Source organism: Burkholderia sp. KL41 (genome assembly GCF_057005415.2).
Window position 1 is genome coordinate 1,287,984 of the sequence record NZ_CM174446.1, and the last position, 21,592, is coordinate 1,309,575.

18 protein-coding genes are annotated in these 21,592 nt (G+C 66.3%); 16 read left to right on the top strand and 2 right to left on the bottom strand.

Translation table 11 applies throughout. The annotated features are described in order from the left end of the window. Positions 1-378 precede the first annotated feature (378 nt). Entirely contained in the window at positions 379-1,239 is an 861-nt protein-coding gene (pdxY, locus tag PQB87_RS06190; RefSeq protein WP_027787980.1) for a pyridoxal kinase PdxY, read from the bottom strand. Positions 1,240-1,412: 173 nt separating this feature from the next. Between pdxY and PQB87_RS06195 the strand changes: the two genes are divergently transcribed. Further along, entirely contained in the window at positions 1,413-2,474 is a 1,062-nt protein-coding gene (locus tag PQB87_RS06195) for an alpha/beta fold hydrolase (protein WP_059681859.1), read from the top strand. 27 nt (positions 2,475-2,501) lie between these two features. Here PQB87_RS06195 and PQB87_RS06200 read toward each other — a convergent pair whose 3' ends face one another. Next, positions 2,502-3,500 (bottom strand): LLM class flavin-dependent oxidoreductase, encoded by a 999-nt coding sequence (locus PQB87_RS06200; protein WP_059681860.1) that lies wholly within the window; start codon positions 3,498-3,500, stop codon positions 2,502-2,504. A gap of 639 nt (positions 3,501-4,139) precedes the next feature. Between PQB87_RS06200 and hpnI the strand changes: the two genes are divergently transcribed. The 15 genes from hpnI (at position 4,140) to astB (ending at position 21,589) form a co-directional block, all read left to right on the top strand. Then, positions 4,140-5,315 (top strand): bacteriohopanetetrol glucosamine biosynthesis glycosyltransferase HpnI, encoded by a 1,176-nt coding sequence (gene hpnI / locus PQB87_RS06205; RefSeq protein ID WP_489242688.1) that lies wholly within the window; start codon positions 4,140-4,142, stop codon positions 5,313-5,315. A gap of 157 nt (positions 5,316-5,472) precedes the next feature. Next, positions 5,473-6,894, top strand: coding sequence for a hopanoid biosynthesis associated radical SAM protein HpnJ (hpnJ, locus tag PQB87_RS06210; protein WP_021163186.1), 1,422 nt, complete (start codon positions 5,473-5,475; stop codon positions 6,892-6,894). Positions 6,895-6,897: 3 nt separating this feature from the next. Further along, entirely contained in the window at positions 6,898-7,782 is an 885-nt protein-coding gene (gene hpnK / locus PQB87_RS06215) for a hopanoid biosynthesis-associated protein HpnK (RefSeq protein WP_059681864.1), read from the top strand. Further along, positions 7,779-8,828: an HpnL family protein gene (locus PQB87_RS06220; protein ID WP_489242689.1), complete on the top strand. Its 1,050-nt coding sequence runs from the start codon at positions 7,779-7,781 to the stop codon at positions 8,826-8,828. Before hpnK ends, PQB87_RS06220 begins: the two co-directional genes overlap by 4 nt. A gap of 87 nt (positions 8,829-8,915) precedes the next feature. Further along, complete coding sequence (locus PQB87_RS06225; RefSeq protein ID WP_021163189.1) at positions 8,916-9,473, top strand: lipoprotein; 558 nt, start codon at positions 8,916-8,918, stop codon at positions 9,471-9,473. A 270-nt stretch (positions 9,474-9,743) separates the two neighbouring features. Further along, positions 9,744-10,433, top strand: coding sequence for an ABC transporter permease (locus PQB87_RS06230; protein WP_021163190.1), 690 nt, complete (start codon positions 9,744-9,746; stop codon positions 10,431-10,433). Next, positions 10,430-11,143 (top strand): ABC transporter permease, encoded by a 714-nt coding sequence (locus tag PQB87_RS06235; RefSeq protein WP_011351456.1) that lies wholly within the window; start codon positions 10,430-10,432, stop codon positions 11,141-11,143. The genes PQB87_RS06230 and PQB87_RS06235 overlap by 4 nt, the downstream gene beginning before the upstream one ends. 20 nt (positions 11,144-11,163) lie before the next feature. Continuing rightward, positions 11,164-11,964: an ABC transporter ATP-binding protein gene (locus PQB87_RS06240; protein ID WP_111939666.1), complete on the top strand. Its 801-nt coding sequence runs from the start codon at positions 11,164-11,166 to the stop codon at positions 11,962-11,964. A gap of 22 nt (positions 11,965-11,986) precedes the next feature. Then, positions 11,987-13,027 carry a GlxA family transcriptional regulator gene (locus PQB87_RS06245; RefSeq protein WP_027787973.1) on the top strand — a complete coding sequence of 347 codons (1,041 nt, stop codon included), beginning with the start codon at positions 11,987-11,989 and terminating at the stop codon, positions 13,025-13,027. Positions 13,028-13,369: 342 nt separating this feature from the next. Continuing rightward, the gene (locus PQB87_RS06250; protein ID WP_489242314.1) at positions 13,370-14,620 is read left to right on the top strand and encodes an IS256 family transposase; all 1,251 of its coding nucleotides are present in this window, start codon (positions 13,370-13,372) and stop codon (positions 14,618-14,620) included. A gap of 796 nt (positions 14,621-15,416) precedes the next feature. Further along, positions 15,417-16,649 carry an aspartate aminotransferase family protein gene (locus PQB87_RS06255; protein ID WP_059681870.1) on the top strand — a complete coding sequence of 411 codons (1,233 nt, stop codon included), beginning with the start codon at positions 15,417-15,419 and terminating at the stop codon, positions 16,647-16,649. A gap of 30 nt (positions 16,650-16,679) precedes the next feature. After that, complete coding sequence (aruF, locus tag PQB87_RS06260) at positions 16,680-17,732, top strand: arginine/ornithine succinyltransferase subunit alpha (protein WP_301862823.1); 1,053 nt, start codon at positions 16,680-16,682, stop codon at positions 17,730-17,732. Further along, positions 17,729-18,763 carry an arginine N-succinyltransferase gene (gene astA, locus PQB87_RS06265; RefSeq protein ID WP_060312030.1) on the top strand — a complete coding sequence of 345 codons (1,035 nt, stop codon included), beginning with the start codon at positions 17,729-17,731 and terminating at the stop codon, positions 18,761-18,763. Before aruF ends, astA begins: the two co-directional genes overlap by 4 nt. 7 nt (positions 18,764-18,770) lie before the next feature. Then, positions 18,771-20,234 carry a succinylglutamate-semialdehyde dehydrogenase gene (gene astD / locus PQB87_RS06270; RefSeq protein WP_489242690.1) on the top strand — a complete coding sequence of 488 codons (1,464 nt, stop codon included), beginning with the start codon at positions 18,771-18,773 and terminating at the stop codon, positions 20,232-20,234. 14 nt (positions 20,235-20,248) lie between these two features. Further along, the gene (gene astB, locus PQB87_RS06275; RefSeq protein WP_021163198.1) at positions 20,249-21,589 is read left to right on the top strand and encodes an N-succinylarginine dihydrolase; all 1,341 of its coding nucleotides are present in this window, start codon (positions 20,249-20,251) and stop codon (positions 21,587-21,589) included. The last annotated feature ends 3 nt before the right edge of the window (positions 21,590-21,592 follow it).

A 21,592-nucleotide genomic window follows, 5' to 3' on the forward strand; every position in this document is an offset into this window, starting at 1 on the left:
GCGCACTCGGATCGCAGGATGCGGCTGCGCCGGGTGGTGCCGCCGCGAGCATAGCGAGGAATCAGTGTCATTCATGTGAAGTCCGGAAACGTTTGCATCCGCGTCGAAGCGATATCGGCGCAGCGTCGGGGCATATCGCGAACGGTCGTGGTGACGCAGGGGGTAGAGCGGGAAAGCGGGACAACAGGAAAGCAGGACAACAGGAAAGCGGGACAGCAGGACAGCGGGACAGCGGGACAGCGGGACAGCGGGACAGCAGGACAGCAGGACAGCAGGACAGCAGGACAGCGGGACAGCCGGAAAGCGGGACAGCCGGAAAGCGGGACAACGGGAAAGCGCGGGATGCGCGCCGCTGAAGCGGCGGGCGATGCCGCTACGTCAGGCGTCCGTCACCCACGCGCCGAACCATTCGCTCGGGCGTGCGATCTCGTCCTGTGCGGCGACGAGTTCGAGCTCGTAGCGGCGTGCATCGTAGGTCGCCTTCACGACCGCATGCACGGCTGCGAGCGTGTGCTCGAACGCGGCGCGCACGGAGTCGCCGCGCAGTCGGCATGCGACGAAGATCGCGCTGGTCAGGTCGCCGACGCCGACCGGATGGCGCGGAAACGCGTACAGCGGGCGCTGGCCGATCCATGCCTCGGTTTCGGTGACGGCGAGCATGTTGAAGCGATCGGCCGGGCTGTTGCGGTCGTGCAGGTGCTTGACGAGGATGATTTGCGGGCCGCGCCGGATCAGCGCGCGGCATGCTTCGACGGCTTCTGCGACGGTTTCGATGCGCCGCCCGACCAGCTTCTGCAGTTCGGTGTGGTTCGGCGACATGCCGTCGGCGAGCGCCGGCATTTCCTGGACCATGAATTCCTCGACGCCGGGTTCGGGCCGGATGCCGCCCGTCTGGCCCATCGCCGGATCGCAGAAGTACCACGCGTTCGGGTTCATCGCCTTCACCGAGCGGACGATCTCGACGGCCGCGCGCGCCTGCGGCGGCGAGCCGAGGAAGCCGGACAGCACCGCGTCGCAGCGCTTGAGCGCGCCGATCGCGGCGATGCCGTCGACGAGCTGCTCCATCTTCGCGGCATCGATCGCGCTGCCCGCCCAATGGCCGTACTGCATGTGATTCGACAACTGGACGGTATTGAGCGGCCAGACGTTGACGCCGAGGCGCTGCATCGGGAACACGGCCGCACTGTTGCCGGCGTGGCCGTAGATGACGTGCGACTGAATGCTGAGGACGTTTTTCATGGGAATCGCCTGCACGCGTTTCAGGGTCACGTCACACGATACCCGAGTTCGTCGCGCGCGCGGAAGTCGCGCGGCCCCGGAGTGTTGCGCGCCGTCGTCAGCGCGACCGCGTAGAATCGCGGGGCGCGAGGCGGCCCGGCTGCCCGCGTGCGTCTCCAATCACCGTGATCGCCATGCTTTCGATTCGCAAGATGTTGTATGCCGTGCGCGCCGTCGTGCTCGGCGCGGGTGTCGCCGCCGCGTGCGCCATGCCTGTCGCGGCGGCCGCCGCATCGCCCGCCGGCAACGACGGGCCCGTGTACGGCCCGCGCCTGGAAGGGTTCACCTATCCGGCACCCGTGCGGGTGTATACGTTCGTGTCGCAACGCGAAACGCTCGAGATGGCCTATCTCGACGTGCCGCCGGCGCACCCGAACGGCCGCACCGTCGTGCTGCTGCACGGGAAGAACTTCTGCGCGGCGACCTGGGAGGACACGATCGGCGTGCTGAGCCGTGCCGGCTATCGCGTGATCGCACCGGACCAGATCGGCTTCTGCAAGTCGTCGAAGCCCGATCGCTACCAGTACAGCTTCCAGCAACTCGCGCGCAACACGCACGCGCTGCTCGAATCGGTGGGGGTGAAGTCGGCGACGATCGTCGGCCACTCGACGGGCGGGATGCTCGCGATGCGCTACGCGCTGATGTATCCGAAGGCGACCGAGCAGCTCGTGCTCGTGAACCCGATCGGCCTCGAGGACTGGAAGGCGCTCGGCGTGCCGCCGCTGCCGGTCGACTACTGGTATGCGCGCGAGCAGAAGACCACGGCCGACAGCATTCGCCGCTATGAGCAGGGCACGTACTACGCGGGCAAGTGGTCGCCGTCGTACGAGCGCTGGGTGCAGATGCTGGCCGGGATGTACCGTGGCGCCGGCCGCGACGCGGTCGCCTGGAACTCCGCGCTGATCTACGACATGATCCTCACGCAGCCGGTGGTCTACGAACTCGGCGCGATCCGCGTGCCGACGCTGCTGATGATCGGCGACAAGGACACGACCGCGATCGGCAAGGACGTGTCGCCGCCCGACGTGCATGCGAAGCTCGGCCGCTACCCGGAACTCGCGAAGCGGACGCAGGCCGCGATCCCCGGCGCGCAGCTCGTCGAATTCCCGGCGCTCGGGCACGCGCCGCAGATCCAGGACCCGGACGCGTTTCACAAGGCGCTGCTCGACGGGCTGGAGGCCGCGCACCCGCAGTGACGCGGGGGCGGCCGCGGGCGTGTGCCGTCAGCGCACCTCGCTCGCGAGCTCGTCGCGGATCTGCGCGGTCAGTTCGAACGAACGCAGCCGTGCCGCGTGATCGTAGATCTGCGCGGTGACGATCAGCTCGTCGGCCCCCGTCTGCGCGATGCGGTCGCGCAGCTTGTCGCGCACGGTGTCGCGCGAGCCGACCGCCGCGAACGACAGCGAATGCGCCACGGTCGCGAGCTCGAGCTCATTGGCCTCGAGCACGTCGACGGGCGGCGGCAGCTTGCCCGGCGTGCCGCGCCGCAGATTGATGAACTGCTGCTGCAGCGACGTGAACAGGCGCCGCGCCTCGTCGTCGGTATCGGCGACGAACACGTTGACGCCGACCATCGCATGCGGCTTCGGCCACGCGGCCGACGGCCGGTACTGCGCACGATAGATCTCGAGCGCGCGCATCAGGTAATCCGGCGCGAAATGCGACGCGAACGCGAACGGCAGCCCGAGCATCGCCGCCAGCTGCGCGCTGAACAAACTCGAACCGAGCAGCCACACGGGCACGTCGAGCCCCGCGCCGGGCACCGCACGCACGCGCTGGCCGGGCACCGGCTCCGCGAAGTAGCGCTGCAGCTCGGCGACATCGTCCGGAAACGAATCGGCGCTGCCGATCAGGTCGCGGCGCAGCGCGCGCGACGTGGTCTGGTCGGTGCCGGGCGCGCGGCCGAGGCCGAGGTCGATGCGCCCCGGATACAGCGACGCGAGCGTGCCGAACTGCTCGGCGATCACGAGCGGCGCGTGGTTCGGCAGCATGATGCCGCCCGACCCGACGCGGATCGTCTGCGTGGCGCCCGCGACATGGCCGATCACGACGGCCGTTGCCGCGCTCGCGATGCCGGGCATGTTGTGATGCTCGGCGAGCCAGTAGCGCCGGTAACCCCAGCGTTCCGCGTGCTGCGCGAGATCGACGGTGTTGCGGAAAGCCTGGGAGGCGTCGGCGCCGGCCGGAATGGGGGCGAGATCGAGTACGGAAAACGGAGTCATCGGTTGGCCTTCGAACAGGGGGGCTGGGTGATGCGCTTACGCAACAAATGCCAGGGATTTTGCCAAAGGGTTCCGGAACCTGCTGAGAGCGGCGCGATACCCATGCGCCTTTCAGGGGGGCAGGGCCGAATCCGGCGATCGTTGCAAAAATCAATCCAATCGACGATTAATTACCAATCTTTACGGCGATTGGATGTGAATCCGCATCGACGTACAAATTTGCACGAAACGATTGATTTTCAAGACTGCAATACGCCTGCAAACCGCTTACGCTAACGTGAACGCGGGTGCGCTCAAATGGTTCGCCGGCTGCGCAGCTTTGCCGGAAATGCACAAGTCCGTTTCTCGTAGCGCCGAGCGCGGGGTGCCGCAGACTGCTAAAATCCGGCGCCTGCCCATGTTGTGCCGAAGGTAGCCATACGAGTCTTCCCGCATCTCGTCCGGGTTTCGCGCGGAGGTGCACCACGCGAAGCCGGGCATGGCCACACCCGAAGGATGGGTCGAGCCTCTCTCATATACAGACGCTGCTGGAACAAGGAGTCGGGTCGTGCCCGCGTTCGTCGTTGTCGGAATACCGAATCACGCTCAATCGCGCTCAAGCGTTCTCCATGGCGTTCAGGTCGCCGGGAGGCCTCGCGCATGACGGCAACCGCAACGATGCTCGACTGGCTCCTGATCGTCTTCACGCTGGCCGCGGCCGTCTATGCGCTCGTCGCCGCGTTCGCGCCGCGGCCGCGGACGCCGCGCACGGCCGCGCGGGACGGCTTCGAGCCGGTCAGCGTGCTCAAGCCGCTGTGCGGCGCGGAGCCGCACCTGTACGAAAACCTCGCGACGTTCTGCGAGCAGCGTCATCCGCGTTACGAAGTACTGTTTGGCGTCGCGTCGGCGGCCGATCCGGCCGTCGCCGTGGTCGAACGGCTGCGCGCCGATTACCCCGAGTGCGACATCACGCTCGTGATCGATGCGCGCGTGCACGGCAAGAACCTGAAGGTCAGCAACCTGATCAACCTCGCCGAACGCGCGAAATACGGCCGCATCGTGATCGCGGACAGCGACATCGCGGTGACGCGCGATTATCTGGAGCGCGTGACGGCACCGCTCGCCGACGTGTCGGTCGGCGTCGTCACGTGCCTGTATCATGCGCGCAGCGTCGGCGGGTTCTGGACGCGAATCGGCGCGCAGTTCGTCGACGCCTGGTTCGCGCCGTCGGTCCGGATCACGCATCTCGGCCGCTCGAGCCGCTTCGGCTTCGGCGCGACGCTCGCGCTGACGCGCGACACGCTCGACCGGATCGGCGGCTTTCCCGCGCTGAAGGACGAACTGGCCGACGATTTCTGGCTGGCCGAGCTGCCGCGCCGCCTCGGGCGCCGCACCGTGCTGTCGGAGGTCGAGGTCGCGACCGACGTGATCGAGCCGTCGTTCGGGCCGCTGTGGCACCGCGAGACGCGCTGGCTGCGCACGATCCGTTCGCTGAACCCGGCCGGTTTCGCGTTCCTGTTCATTACGTTCACCGTGCCGTGGCTCGCGATCGGCGCGGCGCTCGCGCTGCGCCTCGACGGAACCTTCGCCGGCTCGCTGGCGGGCTGGGCGGCCGTGGTGGGCGCGTTCGGGCGGCTCGTGCTGCACGCGCGCGGCGAGGACGGCTGGCGCGCATTCTGGCGCGACTTGCCGCTCGTCGCGGTGCGCGACACGCTGCTCGAGCTCGAGTGGCTCGCGGCCGTGTTCGGCACGCATGTCGTGTGGCGCGGCGCGAGGATGACGGTCGTCGGCGGCGAGCGCGCGACGGCGGCCGTGGAAGCAGTGGACGGCCGCTAGGGCCGTTCCGGTCGAACCCGGCCCGAGGGCCGACACGCGCTGCGCGGCGAGGCCGCGCCGCGCGACATGACAGAGAGGCGGGCGCCGGGAGGGCGGCCCGCGGTTTTTTGACTGAATCGTTGTAACGAAACGAACTATGCAGGCTACCGGAGCATTCATGAAAACGCTGTTCTTGCAGGCCCCTTCGTATGACGGCTTCGACGGCGGAGCCGGCTCGCGCTATCAGGCGAAGCGCGAAATCCGTTCCTTCTGGTACCCGACGTGGCTCGCGCAGCCGGCCGCGCTCGTGCCGGGCAGCCGCGTCGTCGACGCGCCGGCCGACGGCCTGTCGGTCGAGGAAACGCTGAAGATCGCCAACGACTACGATCTCGTGATCATCCACACGAGCACGCCGTCGTTCCCGACCGACGCGATGTTCGCGCAGGATCTCAAGAAGATGAAGCCGTCGATGCTGGTCGGCATGGTGGGCGCGAAGGTGATGGTCGATCCGCACAACTCGCTCACGGCGAGCGAGGCGATCGACTTCGTGTGCCGCGAGGAATTCGACTACACCTGCAAGGAAATCGCCGAAGGCAAGCCGTTCCCCGAGATCAAGGGCTTGAGCTGGCGCGCGAAGGACGGCTCGATCGAGCACAACGAAGCGCGTCCGATCCTCGAGAACATGGACGAACTGCCGTTCGTCGCGCCTGTCTACAAGCGCGACCTGAAGATCGACAACTACTTCATCGGCTACCTGAACTACCCGTACGTGTCGATCTACACGGGCCGCGGCTGCAAGTCGCGCTGCACGTTCTGCCTGTGGCCGCAGACGGTCAGCGGCCATCGCTACCGCACGCGCTCGGTCGAGAACGTGCTCGCGGAAGCGAAGTGGATCCGCGACAACATGCCGGAAGTGAAGGAACTGATGTTCGACGACGACACCTTCACCGACGACCTGCCGCGCGCCGAAGCGATCGCCATCGGCCTGGGCAAGCTCGGCATGACGTGGTCGTGCAACGCGAAGGCGAACGTGCCGTACAAGTCGCTCAAGATCATGAAGGAAAACGGCCTGCGCCTGCTGCTGGTCGGCTTCGAATCCGGCGACGACCAGATCCTCGTGAACATCAAGAAGGGCGTGCGCACCGATTTCGCGCGCCGCTTCAGCGCGGACTGCAAGAAGCTCGGCATCAAGATCCACGGCACCTTCATCCTCGGCCTGCCGGGCGAGACGCAGGAGACCATCAAGAAGACGATCGAGTACGCGAAGGAAATCAATCCGCACACGATCCAGGTCTCGCTCGCCGCGCCGTATCCGGGCACGACGCTCTACAAGCAGGCCGTGGAAAACGGCTGGATGGAAGAGAACAAGACCATCAACCTGGTGAGCAAGGAAGGTGTGCAGCTCGCGGCGATCGGCTACGCGCACCTGTCGCGCGACGAGATCTATCACCACCTCGAGCAGTTCTATCGCCAGTTCTACTTCCGTCCGTCGAAGATCTGGGAGATCGTGCGCGAGATGCTGACGAGCTGGGACATGATGAAGCGCCGTCTGCGCGAGGGCGTCGAATTCTTCCGCTTCCTGCGCGCGCACGAGGCGTAATCCGTGGCGACGCAGCGGGCGGCGCGGGCGCTGATCTTCACCGCGGACGACTTCGGGCTGCACCCGCGCGTCAACGCTGCAGTCGAACGCGCGCACCGCGACGGCGTGCTGAACGCCGCGAGCCTGATGGTCGGCGCGAGCGCCGCACCGGATGCGATCGAGCGCGCGCGGCGGCTGCCGTCGCTCGCGGTCGGCCTGCATCTCGTGCTCGCGGACGGGCCGGCCACGCTGCCCGCGCATGAGATTCCCGCGCTCGTCGGCCCCGACGGGCGGTTCGGCGACGCGATGGCGAAGGACGGCTGCCGCTTCTTCTTCCTGCCGCACGTGCGGGCGCAGCTGCGCCGCGAGATTCGCGCGCAGTTCGACGCGTTCGCGGCGAGCGGCCTGCCGCTCGACCACGTTAACGCGCACAAGCATTTCCACCTGCATCCGACCGTGCTGTCGCTGATCATCGAGATCGGCCGCGACTACGGGCTGCGTGCGGTGCGGCTGCCGTACGAGACGAGCGCGCCCGCGCTGCTCAAGCCGTGGATCGCGCTCGTGCGCGCGCGGCTCGACCGGGCGGGGCTCGCGCACAACGACTACGTGGTCGGGATCGAGCATACGGGCGCGATGGACGAGGCCGTGCTGCTCGACGCGCTGGCCAAGCTGCCGCCGGGCGTCGGCGAGATCTACTGCCATCCGGCCGAGGCCGGCGACGGCCCGATCACGCCGACGATGGCCGGCTACCGTCCGGTGGACGAACTCGATGCGCTGCTGTCGCCGCGCGTCGCGGCCGCGCTGAAGGCCGCGGGCGTCGCGACCGGCGGCTTTGCCGACGTGTTCGGCCAGCCCGCGGCGCGGCGCGGCGGGCAGGCGTCGCGTGCACCGGGAGCGCAGCCGTCATGATCAAGTGGATCAAATGGCTCGGCTGGCCGCTCGGCATCGGCATCCTGCTGGCGCTGGGGCTGCACGAAGGCATCGGCGACGTGTCGCAGATGCTCGCGCGCGCCGGTTACGCGCTGCTGTGGCTCGTGCCGTTCCACGCGCTGCCGCTGCTGCTCGACGCCTACGCGTGGCACCTGCTGCTCGACAGGCGCTCGTCGCTGCCGTTCCTCTGGTGGATCGCAACCGTGCGCGAAGCGGTGAACCGGCTGCTGCCGGTGGTCGGGATCGGCGGCGAGCTGGTCGGCATCCGGCTCGCGCGCTGGCAGGTGCCCGACGCGAGCCGCGTGACGGCGTCGGTGATCGTCGAGGTGCTCGTGACGATCGTCGTCCAGTATGCGTTTGCCGCGCTCGGCCTCGTGCTGCTGCTCGCGACGACGGACAACATGGGCGGCGGCACGATCGGCCTCGCGCTGCTGCTGACGTTGCCGCTGCCGGTGCTCGGCGTCGTGCTGATGCGCCGCGGCGGGATCTTCCATGCGATCGAGCGTTTCGCGGGCCGCCTGCTCGGCGATTCGCACCGGCTGCTGCAGGGCGTCGACGGCAAGCGGCTCGATGCCGACATCGATGCGCTGATGTCGCGCACGGGCCTGTTGTTCAGCGCGTTCTTCTGGCAGCTGGCCGGCTACGTGCTCGGCGCGCTCGAGATCTACTGGGCGCTCGCGCTGCTCGGCCATCCGGTGTCGATCGGCGGCGCGATCGCGATCGAGGCGATGACGCAGGCCGTGCGCCATGCGGCGTTCATGGTGCCGGGCGGCCTCGGCGTGCAGGAGGCGACCGTCGTGTTGCTCGCGCAGATGTTCGGCGTCGACCGCGAGACGGCGCTGTCGCTCGCGCTGGTCAAGCGTGGCCGCGAGGTGCTGTTCGGCTGCCTGGCGCTCGGTTCGTGGCAGCTTGCCGAACTCGTGCGCACGCGCCGCAGCATCGGTGCGCCGCCGGCCATGCCGTGCGCGCCGCAAGCGACGGGCCGCGTGGCCGAAACCGAATCCGAAACCGAAACGATGCATTGACCACGAGACGGGCCGTGCGCCCGTCTCGCGCTTTTGGCGTCGCGCGGGTATCCTTGCCGCGTGTTTTCTCGACGCGCATTTCTTCCGATGAATTTCCGTTTCCGGCTGCTCCCCGTGACGATGCTGGCCGCCGCGCTGGCGCTGACCGGCTGCGACGACAAGCAAGGCAACCTCGACGTGCAACGTATCAGGGACTTCTTCAACGCGATCAAGCCCGCGCCGCTGCTGCTGAAGGGGCTGAAGGCCGGCGAATCGACCGAGGCCGACGTGCGCGGCACGATGGGCAAGCCCGAGACCGAGCGCGACTTCACCGACGGCTCGAAACGTCTCGAATACCCGCGCGGCCCGATGGGCAACCAGACGTGGTTCGTCGACCTCGATGCGAACGGCCGCTACACGGGCGCGACGCAGGTGCTGACCGCCGAGAATTTCGCGAAGGTGCGCCCGGGGATGAACGAGGACGAGGTGCGGCGCCTGCTCGGCAAGCCCGGCGACATCGCGCAGTATCCGCTCAAGCCCGAGACGGTCTGGAGCTGGCGCTGGCTCGAGGACGGCGTCAACACCGACGCATTCTTCAACGTCCATTTCGGCCCGGACGGGCTCGTCTACACGACTTCGCGCTCCGACATCCTGAAGGGGCGGTAAGCCCGACCGTCTTCGGCGCTATATCGAAAAAGCGACCGGAAAATTGCAAAAAGTCCGCTTCCCCGGCCGTTATCCGGTTGTCAGGGAGCGGCTTTTTTCCTTTTGAAACAGCGGTGTAGGTCGCGGTTGAAAATGATGGGACGGATTGTTGCGATGCAGCAATCGCGTGCCGGGTGATTTGAGGCAATCAATTTCGCTTGCGACTATCCGCGTCAGCCCGGCGCGGGACAGGCAGACGCGTCGGCATCCATTCCAACTCTGGAGACGCGCGTGTTCCTTTACGGCTTTGGTCCTGTCCTCTGGGCCGGCACCGTGCAGACCATCGAGCTGTCGGTGCTGTCGCTCGCCACTGCGGTGGCGCTGGGGCTGATCGGCGCGGTGGCGAAGCTGTCGCACAACCGGGTGCTGCGAGCGATCGCGACCGGTTATACGACGCTGATCCGCTCGGTGCCCGATCTCGTCCTGATGCTGCTGCTGTTCTACAGCATCCAGATCTGGCTGAACCAGTTCACCGACTTCGTCGGCTGGGACCAGATCGACATCGACCCGTTCGTGGCCGGCGTGCTCACGCTCGGCTTCATCTATGGCGCGTACTTCACCGAGACGTTCCGCGGCGCGTTCCTGTCGGTGCCGCGCGGCCAGCTCGAAGCCGGTGCGGCTTACGGGATGAGCGGGATGCGCGTGTTCGTGCGGATCATGTTTCCGCAGATGATGCGTTTTGCGCTGCCGGGCATCGGCAACAACTGGCAGGTGCTCGTGAAGGCCACCGCGCTGGTGTCGATCATCGGTCTCGCGGACGTCGTGAAGGCCGCGCAGGACGCCGGCAAGAGCACGTTCAACATGTTCTTCTTCATCCTCGTCGCGGCGCTGATCTATCTCGCGATCACGACCGTTTCCAACCTCGTGCTGATCCAGCTCGAGAAGCGTTATTCCATGGGCGTGCGGCACGCAGAACTATGATCGAGATCCTCCAGGAATTCGGCCAGGCGTTCCTTTACTGGGACGGCCAGCGCCTCTCCGGCCTCGCGGTGACGCTGTGGCTGCTCGTCGCGTCGATTTCGCTCGGCTTCGTGTGCGCGGTGCCGCTCGCGGTCGCGCGCGTGTCGAAGAACAAGTGGGTGTCGACGCCGGTGCGGTTCTACACGTACGTGTTCCGCGGCACGCCGCTCTACGTGCAGTTGCTGCTGCTGTACACGGGCATGTACAGCCTCGAGTTCGTGCGTTCGCACTCGCTGCTCGACGCGTTCTTCCGCAGCGGCTTCAACTGCGCGATTCTCGCGTTCGCACTGAACACCTGCGCGTACACGACCGAGATCTTCGCGGGTGCGATCCGCGCGATTCCGCACGGCGAGGTCGAGGCGGCGCGGGCATACGGGATGTCGCCGTTCACGATGTACCGCCGCGTGATCCTGCCGTCGGCGCTGCGCCGCGCGCTGCCGCTGTACAGCAACGAGGTGATCCTGATGCTGCACGCGACCACCGTCGCGTTCACGGCGACCGTGCCGGACATCCTGAAGGTCGCACGCGATGCGAATTCCGCGACCTACATGGCGTTCCAGTCGTTCGGAATCGCCGCGCTGATCTATCTTGCGGTATCGTTCGCACTCGTCGCGGCGTTTCGCCGCGCGGAGCGCCACTGGCTCGCGTATCTCGCGGCCGCCCGTCATTGATTCACTTCGAGGAGAGCCAGTTGGCCGAGATCACTCAAACGAGCGCGTCCGCTTCCACCAAGCTTGCCGCGGTCGACATTCACAAGCGCTACGGCGACAACGAGGTGCTCAAGGGCGTATCGCTGAACGCGAAGGCCGGCGACGTCATCAGCATCATCGGCGCGAGCGGCTCGGGCAAGAGCACGTTCCTGCGCTGCATCAATTTTCTCGAGCGGCCGAATGCGGGGCAGATCGTCGTCGACGGCGAGACCGTGCGCACGAAGACCGACCGCGCCGGTGCGCTCGAAGTCGCCGATCACAAGCAGCTTCAGCGCATCCGCACGAAGCTCGCGATGGTGTTCCAGCACTTCAACCTCTGGGCGCACATGAACGTGCTCGAGAACGTGATGGAAGCGCCGGTGCACGTGCTCGGCATTTCGAAGAAGGACGCCGAGGAGCGCGCGCGCGAGTACCTGGAGAAGGTCGGCTTGCCGCCGCGCGTCGAGAAACAGTATCCGTCGCATCTTTCCGGTGGCCAGCAGCAGCGCGTGGCGATTGCGCGTGCGCTGGCGATGCATCCTGACGTGATGCTGTTCGACGAGCCGACGTCGGCGCTGGACCCGGAACTGGTGGGCGAAGTGCTGAAGGTGATGCAGAAGCTCGCCGAGGAAGGCCGCACGATGATCGTCGTCACGCACGAGATGGGTTTCGCGCGCAACGTGTCGAACCACGTGATGTTCCTGCATCAGGGGCGGACCGAGGAAGAGGGCGATCCGAAGGACGTGCTGGTACGCCCGCAGAGCGAGCGGCTGAAGCAGTTCCTGTCGGGCAGTCTCAAGTAACGCGACAGGGCGGGTTTCATACGTGGTACCGGTGTCTCGTCCCGCAGGCGCCACCCGCACGATGCAGGTGGCGATCGTTGCATTGCCGCCCGTGTCGATGTCGGGCGTGGGTCCGATCGTCGATGCGCTGAACCTCGCGAACGAGATCGACGGGCGGCTGCTGTATCGCTGGCAGGTGTGTTCGTGGGACGGGCGGCCCGTGCCGCTTGCCGGCGGTGCGCAGTGGCATGCCGATGCGGCGTTCAACGATGCGATCGCATGCGACTGGGTCATCGTCGTGTCGGAGCGGTTTCAGCAGTTTGCCGACTATCGGTTGTTTCTCGCGAGTCTCGCGCGGGTCGGGCAGCGCACGCCGCTCGTGACCGGAATTCATCATGGCGTGTGGTGGCTGGCGATGGCCGGGCAGCTTTCCGGGTACCGGGTGAGCGTGAACTGGGAGACGTATCAGCAGTTCGCCGAACAGTTCGAGCGGTCGATCGTCACGCAGCAGATCTTCGAGATCGACCGGGACCGCGCGACGTGCGCGGGTGGGCAGGCTACCGTGGATTTCATGCTGGCCATGATTGGCCGGGAACATGGGGCGGACCTCGCGGAGCGGATTGCCGACGCACTCGGGGTCGGGACTTTGCGGAGCGGCGAGGAGCGGCAGCGGATTCCTTTTGTGACTGCGCCGGGCGAGCGGCATCCTCGGTTGAACGATGCGTTGCTGCTCATGGAAGCCAATGTCGAGGATCCGTTGACGACCGACGAGATCGCCGAACTCGTCGGCGTTTCACGCCGGCAGCTCGAGCGGCTCTTTCGACAGTATCTCGGGGCGATGCCCTCGAAGTATTACCTCAACCTCCGGTTGCTCAAGGCCCGGACTCAGTTGCAGCGGACCAGCAAGTCGGTTGTGCAGGTTAGCCTCGCCTGCGGGTTTTCTTCTGCTGCGCATTTTTCCAACGCGTACCGCGAAAGGTTCGGGGTCACGCCTCGGGAGGATCGGCGAGCGTGGCTCGAGAAGCAGACCGGCGGGGGCAGTGAACCGCGGGGTGGGGCGCTCGTCGAGCGTGGGAAGGATTGATTTCAGGTTTTTTGCAGTGTGCTTGCTTTTGTCGTGAAGCACCTGTGAGCTTGTCGGTCTATTAGCGTCGCCCCTGCGCGGGGCGGCGGTTACTTTTCTTTGTCTTGCCAAAGAAAAGTAACCAAAAGAAAGGCGCTGTGAAAACGCATGACTTCCCGGTGCCATGGTCGTCAGAGTGGTTCGCACCTAAGTGTCCGCGCCAGTCAGGAAACCGGAGTGGTTCGAGCAATGGTTCTGACACCACTCCCTACTCAACAGAGCGGTATACCGCCCGCCAGCTCCGCCCTCGGGGCCTGTCAGCAATTTCGTGTTCAAGGCATATGATGCTCCGAAGGAGACTATATGCCTCGCAAACCGAAAGCCAAACCGATAGACCTGCCGGCGATTCCCGCCGCGTTGCTTGAGCAATTCGGCAGCGGTCCGATGACGGCCGAAGCGATCAACGCCGCAACGATGGCCCTCAAGAAGGCGCTGATCGAGCGAGCACTGGGCGGTGAGATGAGTCATCATCTGGGCTACCCGCCTGGCGCGGCCAAGCCGAGCGCCGTAACCAATCAGCGCAATGGCACGGGCGCCAAGACGGTGCTGACCGAGGACGGCCCGATCCGTATCGAGGTGCCTCGTGACCGCGACGGCAGCTTCGAACCGCTGCTGATTCCCAAACACGAACGACGCTTCACGGGCTTCGACGACAAGATCGTCGCCATGTACGCCCGGGGCATGACCGTGCGTGAGATTCAGGGATTTTTGCAAGAGCAATACGGTACCGAGGTTTCGCCCGATTTCATCAGCTCGGTCACCGACGAGGTCATGGCCGAAGTGACCGCCTGGCAAGCGCGGCCGCTCGAGCCGATGTATCCGGTGGTGTTCTTTGACGCGCTGCGGGTCAAGATTCGCGAAGACGCCGTGGTGCGCAACAAGGCGATCTACCTTGCGCTGGGCGTTCTGCCCGACGGCACGCGCGATATTCTAGGCTTGTGGATCGAAGGCACCGAAGGCGCCAAGTTCTGGATGAAGGTGTTCAACGATCTCAAGACACGTGGCGTTCACGACATCCTAATCGCCGTGACCGACGGCCTCAAAGGCATGCCCGAGGCGCTGGCTGCCGTGTTTCCGGCGACCACGCTGCAGACCTGCATCGTTCACCTGATCCGCAACAGCCTCGATTACGCCAGCTGGAAAGACCGTCGAGGATTAGCCGCAGTGATTCGCCCAATCTACTGCGCACCGAGTGCGGAGGCGGCTCAGGCAGAACTCGACGCCTTTGCCGCAGGGCCATGGGGCCAGAAATTCCCGACAGTCAGTGCGGCATGGCGCAACGCCTGGGATCGTGTGATTCCGTTCTTCGCGTTTCCGCCGGCGGTTCGCAAGGTTATATACACTACGAACGCCATCGAGAACATCAACTCGCAGCTGCGCAAGATCATCAAGACTCGAGGACACTTCCCGACCGATGAGGCTGCCACCAAGCTCATCTGGCTGGCACTGCGCAACATCACCGCCGATTGGGGGCGTGCTGCTCATGACTGGAAGGCGGCTATGAACCAGTTCGCCATCCTTTACGAGGATCGATTCGTTCGACCATCCGTGTGAATCTCAACCCGCCTTGAACACGGAAATCCTGACACCCCCCCGCCCTCGCTTCGCTCGGCCGACAGGTACACCCCCTCCAGTAGCGCATAAGGTCAATCCTCCCGGCAATCGCGCGCGCAAGCACCCCGAATTCAGCAAATCAAGGACACACCCTCATTCGTAGGAAAAAGGGACGCAGCGACCAATCACGAAAACACAGTCACGGTCGTTATCAAACAAGCACCAATGACAAGCAGTCCGACAGGTACGAATGGTGTGAGTAAAGGGTGTCGATTTGCTGACCAGCGCTGGCAAAAGCAGCAAGCGCATGAAACGCGACGGGAGGTACCTTGCAGCCGAGCGAAGCGAGGATGGAGCTAGCGGGCGGTATACCGCTCTGTTGGGTAGGGAGTGGTGTCAGAACCATTGCTCGAACCACTCCGGTCTCCTGATTGGCGCGGACACTTAGGTGCGAACCACTCTGACGACCATGGCACCGGGAAGTCATGCGTGTTCACAGCGCCTTTCTTTTGGTTACTTTTCTTTGGCAAGACAAAGAAAAGTAACCGCCGCCCCGCGCAGGGGCGACGCTAATAGACCGACACGATCACAGGTGCTTCACGACGACAAAGGCAAGCACACGACCCACAAGCCCCAAAACCAGCGACGCTTCCACGAAAGCCCCCGCCCGGAGAGGGCAAAATAAGGCGCACTATCCGCTTCCGATAGAACCCGTCGCAATTCCGCAAGACGCTTGCGTCACCCTTACCTAAACTTGATCCTGTTGAACCCTCTTACGAAACCGAAAGGAACGACCATGACGACCTCGACCGTGACCCGCCAGACATTCGACGAAGTGATGGTGCCGGTATTTTCTCCCGCGCCGTTCGTGCCGGATCGCGCAGAGGGCTCCCGCGTGTGGGACACGGCCGGCCGCGAGTACATCGATTTCGCGTGCGGCATCGCCGTGACGTCGCTCGGCCACGGCCACCCGGAACTGCTGAAGGTCCTGGACGAACAAAGCCGCAAGCTCTGGCACATCGGCAACGGCTACACGAACGAGCCGGTGCTGCGCCTCGCAAAGCGCCTCGAATCGCTGACCTTCGCCGACCGCGCGTTCTTCGCGAACTCGGGCGCGGAAGCGAACGAAGCCGCCCTGAAACTCGCGCGCCGCGTCGCGTTCGACCGCCACGGCGCCGACAAGGCGGAAATCATCTCGTTCGTGCAGTCGTTCCACGGCCGCACGTTCTTCACGGTCAGCGTCGGCGGCCAGCCGAAGTACTCGGAAGGCTTCGGCCCCGTGCCGGCCGGCATCAAGCACCTGCCGTACAACGACATCGAAGCCGCGAAGGCCGCGATCGGCCCGCAAACCTGCGCAGTGATCGTCGAGCCCGTGCAAGGCGAAGGCGGCGTGATCCCGGCCGATCCGGCATTCCTGAAGGCACTGCGCGAAGCCTGTGACGCGAACGACGCACTGCTGATCTTCGACGAAGTGCAAACGGGCGTCGGCCGCACGGGCCAGTTCTACGCGTACATGGACACGGGCGTCACGCCGGACATCCTCACGACCGCCAAGGCGCTCGGCAACGGCTTCCCGATCGGCGCGATGCTGACGACCAACGAACTGGCCGCGCACTTCAAGGTCGGCGTGCACGGCACGACGTACGGCGGCAACCCGCTCGCATCGGCGATCGCCGACAAGGTCGTCGAACTGATCGGCGACCCGGCACTGCTCGAAGGCGTGCGCGAACGCAGCGTGCGCCTGAAAGGCGCGCTCGAGCGCATCAACGCACGCTTCGGCATCTTCAAGGACGTGCGCGGCAAGGGCCTGCTCGTCGGCGCGGAACTCACTGCCGCATTCGATGGCCGCGCGAAGGACTTCGTCACCGCGGCAGCAGAAAACGGCCTGATCATGCTGATCGCCGGCCCGAACGTGCTGCGCTTCGTCCCGTCGCTGGTGATCCCGTTCGACCTGCTCGACGAAGGCGTCAAGCGCTTCGAGAAGGCCGTCGAACAAGTGCTCGCCGCCCAGGAAGCCACCGCGCGCTGATCGGCGCACCCATCGCAGACAGGAACGACGATGCTATTTGTTCGCCCCGGCAAACTCACGGATCTCGATGCGCTCGCGCACATGGCGCGCACCGCGCAACCGGTCCTGCACTCGCTGCCGCACGACCGCGCGGCGCTCGAAGCGCGCGTGGCGCTCTCGGAGGATTCGTTTCGCGCGGACGTCGACTTCGCCGGCGAGGAGTTCTATCTCTTCGTGCTCGAGGATTCGTCGACGGGCAAGCTGCTCGGCACGGCGAGCATCGTGGCCGCGGCCGGTTACTCGGAACCGTTCTACGCGTTCCGCAACGACGCTCTGATCCACGCGTCGCGCGAGCTGCACGTGAACCGCAAGATCCACGCGCTCACGATGTCGCACGAGCTGACCGGCAAGAGCCGGCTCGCGGGCTTCTACGTCGATCCGTCGCTGCGCGGCGACGCGGCCGCGCACCTGATCTCGCGCGCCCGGATGATGTACATCGCCGCGAACCGTCGTCGCTTCACGCCGGAAGTGTTCACGCTGCTGCTCGGCGTGAGCGACGACACGGGCGCGTCGCCGTTCTGGGAAGCGGTGGGCCGCAAGTTCTTCGGCCGCAACTTCACCGACGTCGACATCGCGTCGGGCGGCCGCAGCCGCACCTTCATCGCGGAAGTGATGCCGGCGTATCCGCTCTACGTGCCGCTGCTGCCGGAAGCCGCGCAGCGCGTGCTCGGCGAGCCGAACGAATCGGCACTGCTCGCCTACGACATCCATCTCGAGGAAGGCTTCGAGCCCGACCGCTTCGTCGACATCTTCGACGCGGGCCCGGTGCTCACCGCGCAGGTCGACCGCACCGCGTGCGTGAAGCAGGGCACGGAGCGCGTCGTGCGCGAAGCCGCGCACCAGCAGGGCGACGTCGCGTACATGGTGTCGACGGGCAGCGGCGAATCGTTCCGCTGCGTGCTGGCCGACCTGCCGGGCGATGCGGCTGACGCACCGCTCGCCGGCGACGTGCGCGTGGCGCTCGATGTGAAGGATGGCGATGTCGTGCGCTGCGTGCCACTGCACCGCCGCGACGATGAAGATTTGAAGGGAGACGCAGCATGATCGTCGTTCGGGTCGTACAAACGGGCGACGTCGACGCGCTCGTGTCGCTCGCGAAGGAAACCGGGCCGGGCCTGACCACGTTCAAGCCCGACCGCGACGCGCTCGCCGCGCGCATCGAGCGCACGCGCCGCACGCTCGAGGGCGAGGCCGCCGCAGGCGAAGCCGGCTACTTCTTCGTGATGGAAGAATCGAAGACGGGCGACATCGCGGGCGTATGCGGGATCGAGTCGCAGGTCGGCCTCGAACAGCCGTTCTACAACTACCGCGTGAGCACGGTCGTGCATGCGAGCCAGGAGCTCGGCGTGTGGACGCGCATGCACGCGCTGAACATCTCGCACGACCTGACCGGCTACGCGGAAGTGTGCTCGCTGTTCCTGAGCCCGCGCTATCGCACGGGCGGCGTCGGCGGCCTGCTGTCGCGCTCGCGCTTCATGTTCATCGCGCAGTTCCGCGAACGCTTCCCGGAACGCATCTGCGCGGAACTGCGCGGCCACTTCGACGACGACGGCACGTCGCCGTTCTGGCGCGCCGTCGGTTCGCACTTCTACCAGATCGATTTCAACGCGGCCGACTACCTGAGCTCGCACGGCCGCAAGTCGTTCCTCGCGGAACTGATGCCGCGCTACCCGGTGTACGTCGACCTGCTGCCGCAGGACGCGCAGGACGCGGTCGGCCTCACGCACCGCGACACGCTGCCGGCCCGCAAGATGCTCGAGGCGGAAGGGCTGCGCTACCAGAACCACGTCGACATCTTCGACGCGGGCCCGGTGCTCGAATGCCACGTGAACGACCTGCGCACGGTGCGCGAGAGCGTCGTCGTGCCGGTCGCGATCGGCGTGCCCGACGCGCAGGGCGACCATCCGCCGACGTCACTCGTGTCGAACACGTCGCTCACCGATTTCCGCGTCGGCGTCGCGCCGGGCGTGGTCGCGAACGGCTCGTTCGTGCTGTCGGCCGACGATGCCGCCGCGCTCGACGTGAAGGCCGGCGATCCGGTCCGCGTGCTGCCGCTCAAAGTCAAACAGGGATAAACGAATCATGACGGAACTCTTCATCGACGGCGCCTGGGTCGCAGGCTCGGGCCCCGTGTTCGCTTCGCGCAACCCGGGCACCGACGAGATCGCGTGGCAGGGCGAAAGCGCGTCGGCGGCCGACGTCGACCGTGCGGTCGCGAGCGCGCGTCGCGCATTCGCCGGCTGGTCGGCGCTCGACTTCGAATCGCGCTGCGCGATCGTCAAGCGCTTCGCCGCATTGCTCAACGAACGCAAGGAAGCGATCGCGACCGCGATCGGCCGCGAGACGGGCAAGCCGCTGTGGGAAGCGCGCACCGAAGTCGCGTCGATGGCCGCGAAGGTCGGCATTTCGATCCAGGCCTACCAGGAACGCACCGGCGAAAAGCGCCAGGACATGGCCGACGGCGTCGCGGTGCTGCGCCACCGCCCGCACGGTGTCGTCGCGGTGTTCGGCCCGTACAACTTTCCCGGCCACTTGCCGAACGGCCATATCGTGCCCGCGCTGATCGCCGGCAATGCGGTCGTGTTCAAGCCGTCGGAGCTCGCGCCGGGCGTCGCGCGCGCGACGGTCGAGGTGTGGCAGGAAGCCGGGCTGCCGGCCGGCGTGCTGAACCTCGTGCAGGGCGAGAAGGACACAGGCATCGCGCTCGCGAATCACCGGCAGATCGACGGGCTGTTCTTCACCGGCAGCTCGGACACCGGCACGCTGCTGCACCGGCAGTTCGGCGGCCGTCCGGAAATCGTGCTCGCGCTCGAGATGGGCGGCAACAATCCGCTCGTGATCGGCGAAGTCGAGGACATCGATGCGGCCGTCCATCACACGATCCAGTCGGCGTTCCTGTCGGCCGGCCAGCGCTGCACGTGCGCGCGCCGCATCTTCGTGCCGCAGGGCGCGTTCGGCGACCGCTTCCTCGCGCGTTTCGCCGACGTCACGTCGAAGATCACGGCCGACGTGTTCGACGCCGATCCGCAGCCGTTCATGGGCGCGGTGATCTCGGCGCGCGCGGCCGCGAAGCTGGTCGACGCGCAGTCGCGCCTGATCGAGCAGGGCGCGAAGCCGATCATCGCGATGACGCAGCGCGATCCGCGCCTGGGTTTCGTGAACGCGGCGATCGTCGACGTGACGGGCGTGGCGAACCTGCTCGACGAAGAACACTTCGGCCCGCTCGCGCAGATCGTCCGCTACGCGACGTTCGACGACGCGATCGAGCGCGCGAACGACACGGCATTCGGCCTGTCCGCCGGCCTGCTGGCCGACGACGCGAACGCATGGGACCACTTCCGCCGCACGATCCGTGCGGGGATCGTCAACTGGAACCGTCCGACCAACGGCGCATCGTCCGCCGCGCCGTTCGGCGGCACCGGCCGCTCGGGCAACCATCGCCCGAGCGCGTACTACGCGGCCGACTATTGCGCGTATCCGATGGCGTCGGTGGAAAGCACGCAACTGACTTTGCCCGCGAGCCTGTCGCCGGGCCTGCACTTCTGATCGAGGGAACGACGATGAACGCACAAGAAGCCAATTTCGACGGGCTCGTCGGCCCGACCCACAACTACGCCGGCCTGTCGTTCGGCAACGTGGCGTCGCTCAACAACGAGAAGTCGGCCGCGAACCCGAAGGCCGCCGCGAAGCAGGGGCTGCGCAAGATGAAGCAGCTCGCGGATCTCGGCTTCGCGCAAGGCGTGCTGCCGCCGCAGGAGCGGCCGTCGCTGCGCCTGTTGCGCGAGCTCGGCTTCTCGGGCAAGGACGCGGACGTGATCGCGAAGGCCGCGAAGCAGGCGCCCGAACTGCTCGCCGCCGCGAGCTCGGCATCGGCGATGTGGACCGCGAACGCGGCCACCGTCAGCCCGTCGGCCGACACGAGCGACGGCCGCGTGCACTTCACGCCGGCGAACCTCTGCAGCAAGCTGCATCGCGCGATCGAACACGAAGCGACGCGCCGCACGCTGTCGACGCTGTTCGCCGATCCCGCGCACTTCGCGGTGCACGAAGCGCTGACCGGCACGCCGGCACTCGGCGACGAAGGCGCGGCGAACCACACGCGCTTCTGTGCCGAATACGGCAAGCCGGGCATCGAGTTCTTCGTGTACGGCCGCGCGGAATACCGCCGCGGCCCCGAGCCGAAGCGCTTCCCGGCACGCCAGACGTTCGAGGCGAGCCGCGCGGTCGCGCATCGCCACGGGCTCGCCGAAGAAGCGACGGTGTATGCGCAGCAGGACCCGGACGTGATCGACGCGGGCGTGTTCCACAACGACGTGATCTCGGTCGGCAACCGCGACACGCTGTTCACGCACGAGCGCGCGTTCGTCAACAAGCAGGCGATCTACGACACGCTGACCGCCGCGCTCGACGCACGCGGCGCGCGCCTGAACGTGATCGAGGTGCCCGAGGCGGCCGTGAGCGTGAACGACGCGGTCACGTCGTACCTGTTCAACAGCCAGCTACTGTCGCGCGCGGACGGCTCGCAGGTGCTCGTCGTGCCGCAGGAATGCCGCGAGAACGGGAACGTCGCGGCTTATCTCGACGAACTCGCGGCCGGCAACGGCCCGATTCACGATGTGCTCGTGTTCGACCTGCGCGAAAGCATGAAGAACGGCGGCGGCCCGGCGTGCCTGCGCCTGCGTGTCGTGCTCAACGACGCGGAACGCGCGGCCGTCACGTCGAACGTGTGGATCAACGACACGCTGTTCACGTCGCTCGACACGTGGATCGACCGGCACTATCGCGATCGCCTCGCACCGGAAGACCTCGCCGATCCGGCGCTGCTCGACGAATCGCGCACGGCGCTCGACGAGCTCACGCAGATCCTGCGCGTCGGTTCGCTGTATGACTTCCAGCGCTGAGGC

Coding starts and splice junctions, on each gene's coding strand:
- pdxY (WP_027787980.1), bottom strand. CDS start 1,239: ATGAAAAACGTCCTCAGCATTCAGTCGCACGTCATCTACGGCCACGCC.
- PQB87_RS06195 (WP_059681859.1), top strand. CDS start 1,413: ATGCTTTCGATTCGCAAGATGTTGTATGCCGTGCGCGCCGTCGTGCTC.
- PQB87_RS06200 (WP_059681860.1), bottom strand. CDS start 3,500: ATGACTCCGTTTTCCGTACTCGATCTCGCCCCCATTCCGGCCGGCGCC.
- hpnI (WP_489242688.1), top strand. CDS start 4,140: ATGACGGCAACCGCAACGATGCTCGACTGGCTCCTGATCGTCTTCACG.
- hpnJ (WP_021163186.1), top strand. CDS start 5,473: ATGAAAACGCTGTTCTTGCAGGCCCCTTCGTATGACGGCTTCGACGGC.
- PQB87_RS06220 (WP_489242689.1), top strand. CDS start 7,779: ATGATCAAGTGGATCAAATGGCTCGGCTGGCCGCTCGGCATCGGCATC.
- PQB87_RS06225 (WP_021163189.1), top strand. CDS start 8,916: ATGAATTTCCGTTTCCGGCTGCTCCCCGTGACGATGCTGGCCGCCGCG.
- PQB87_RS06235 (WP_011351456.1), top strand. CDS start 10,430: ATGATCGAGATCCTCCAGGAATTCGGCCAGGCGTTCCTTTACTGGGAC.
- PQB87_RS06250 (WP_489242314.1), top strand. CDS start 13,370: ATGCCTCGCAAACCGAAAGCCAAACCGATAGACCTGCCGGCGATTCCC.
- PQB87_RS06255 (WP_059681870.1), top strand. CDS start 15,417: ATGACGACCTCGACCGTGACCCGCCAGACATTCGACGAAGTGATGGTG.
- aruF (WP_301862823.1), top strand. CDS start 16,680: ATGCTATTTGTTCGCCCCGGCAAACTCACGGATCTCGATGCGCTCGCG.
- astA (WP_060312030.1), top strand. CDS start 17,729: ATGATCGTCGTTCGGGTCGTACAAACGGGCGACGTCGACGCGCTCGTG.
- astD (WP_489242690.1), top strand. CDS start 18,771: ATGACGGAACTCTTCATCGACGGCGCCTGGGTCGCAGGCTCGGGCCCC.
- astB (WP_021163198.1), top strand. CDS start 20,249: ATGAACGCACAAGAAGCCAATTTCGACGGGCTCGTCGGCCCGACCCAC.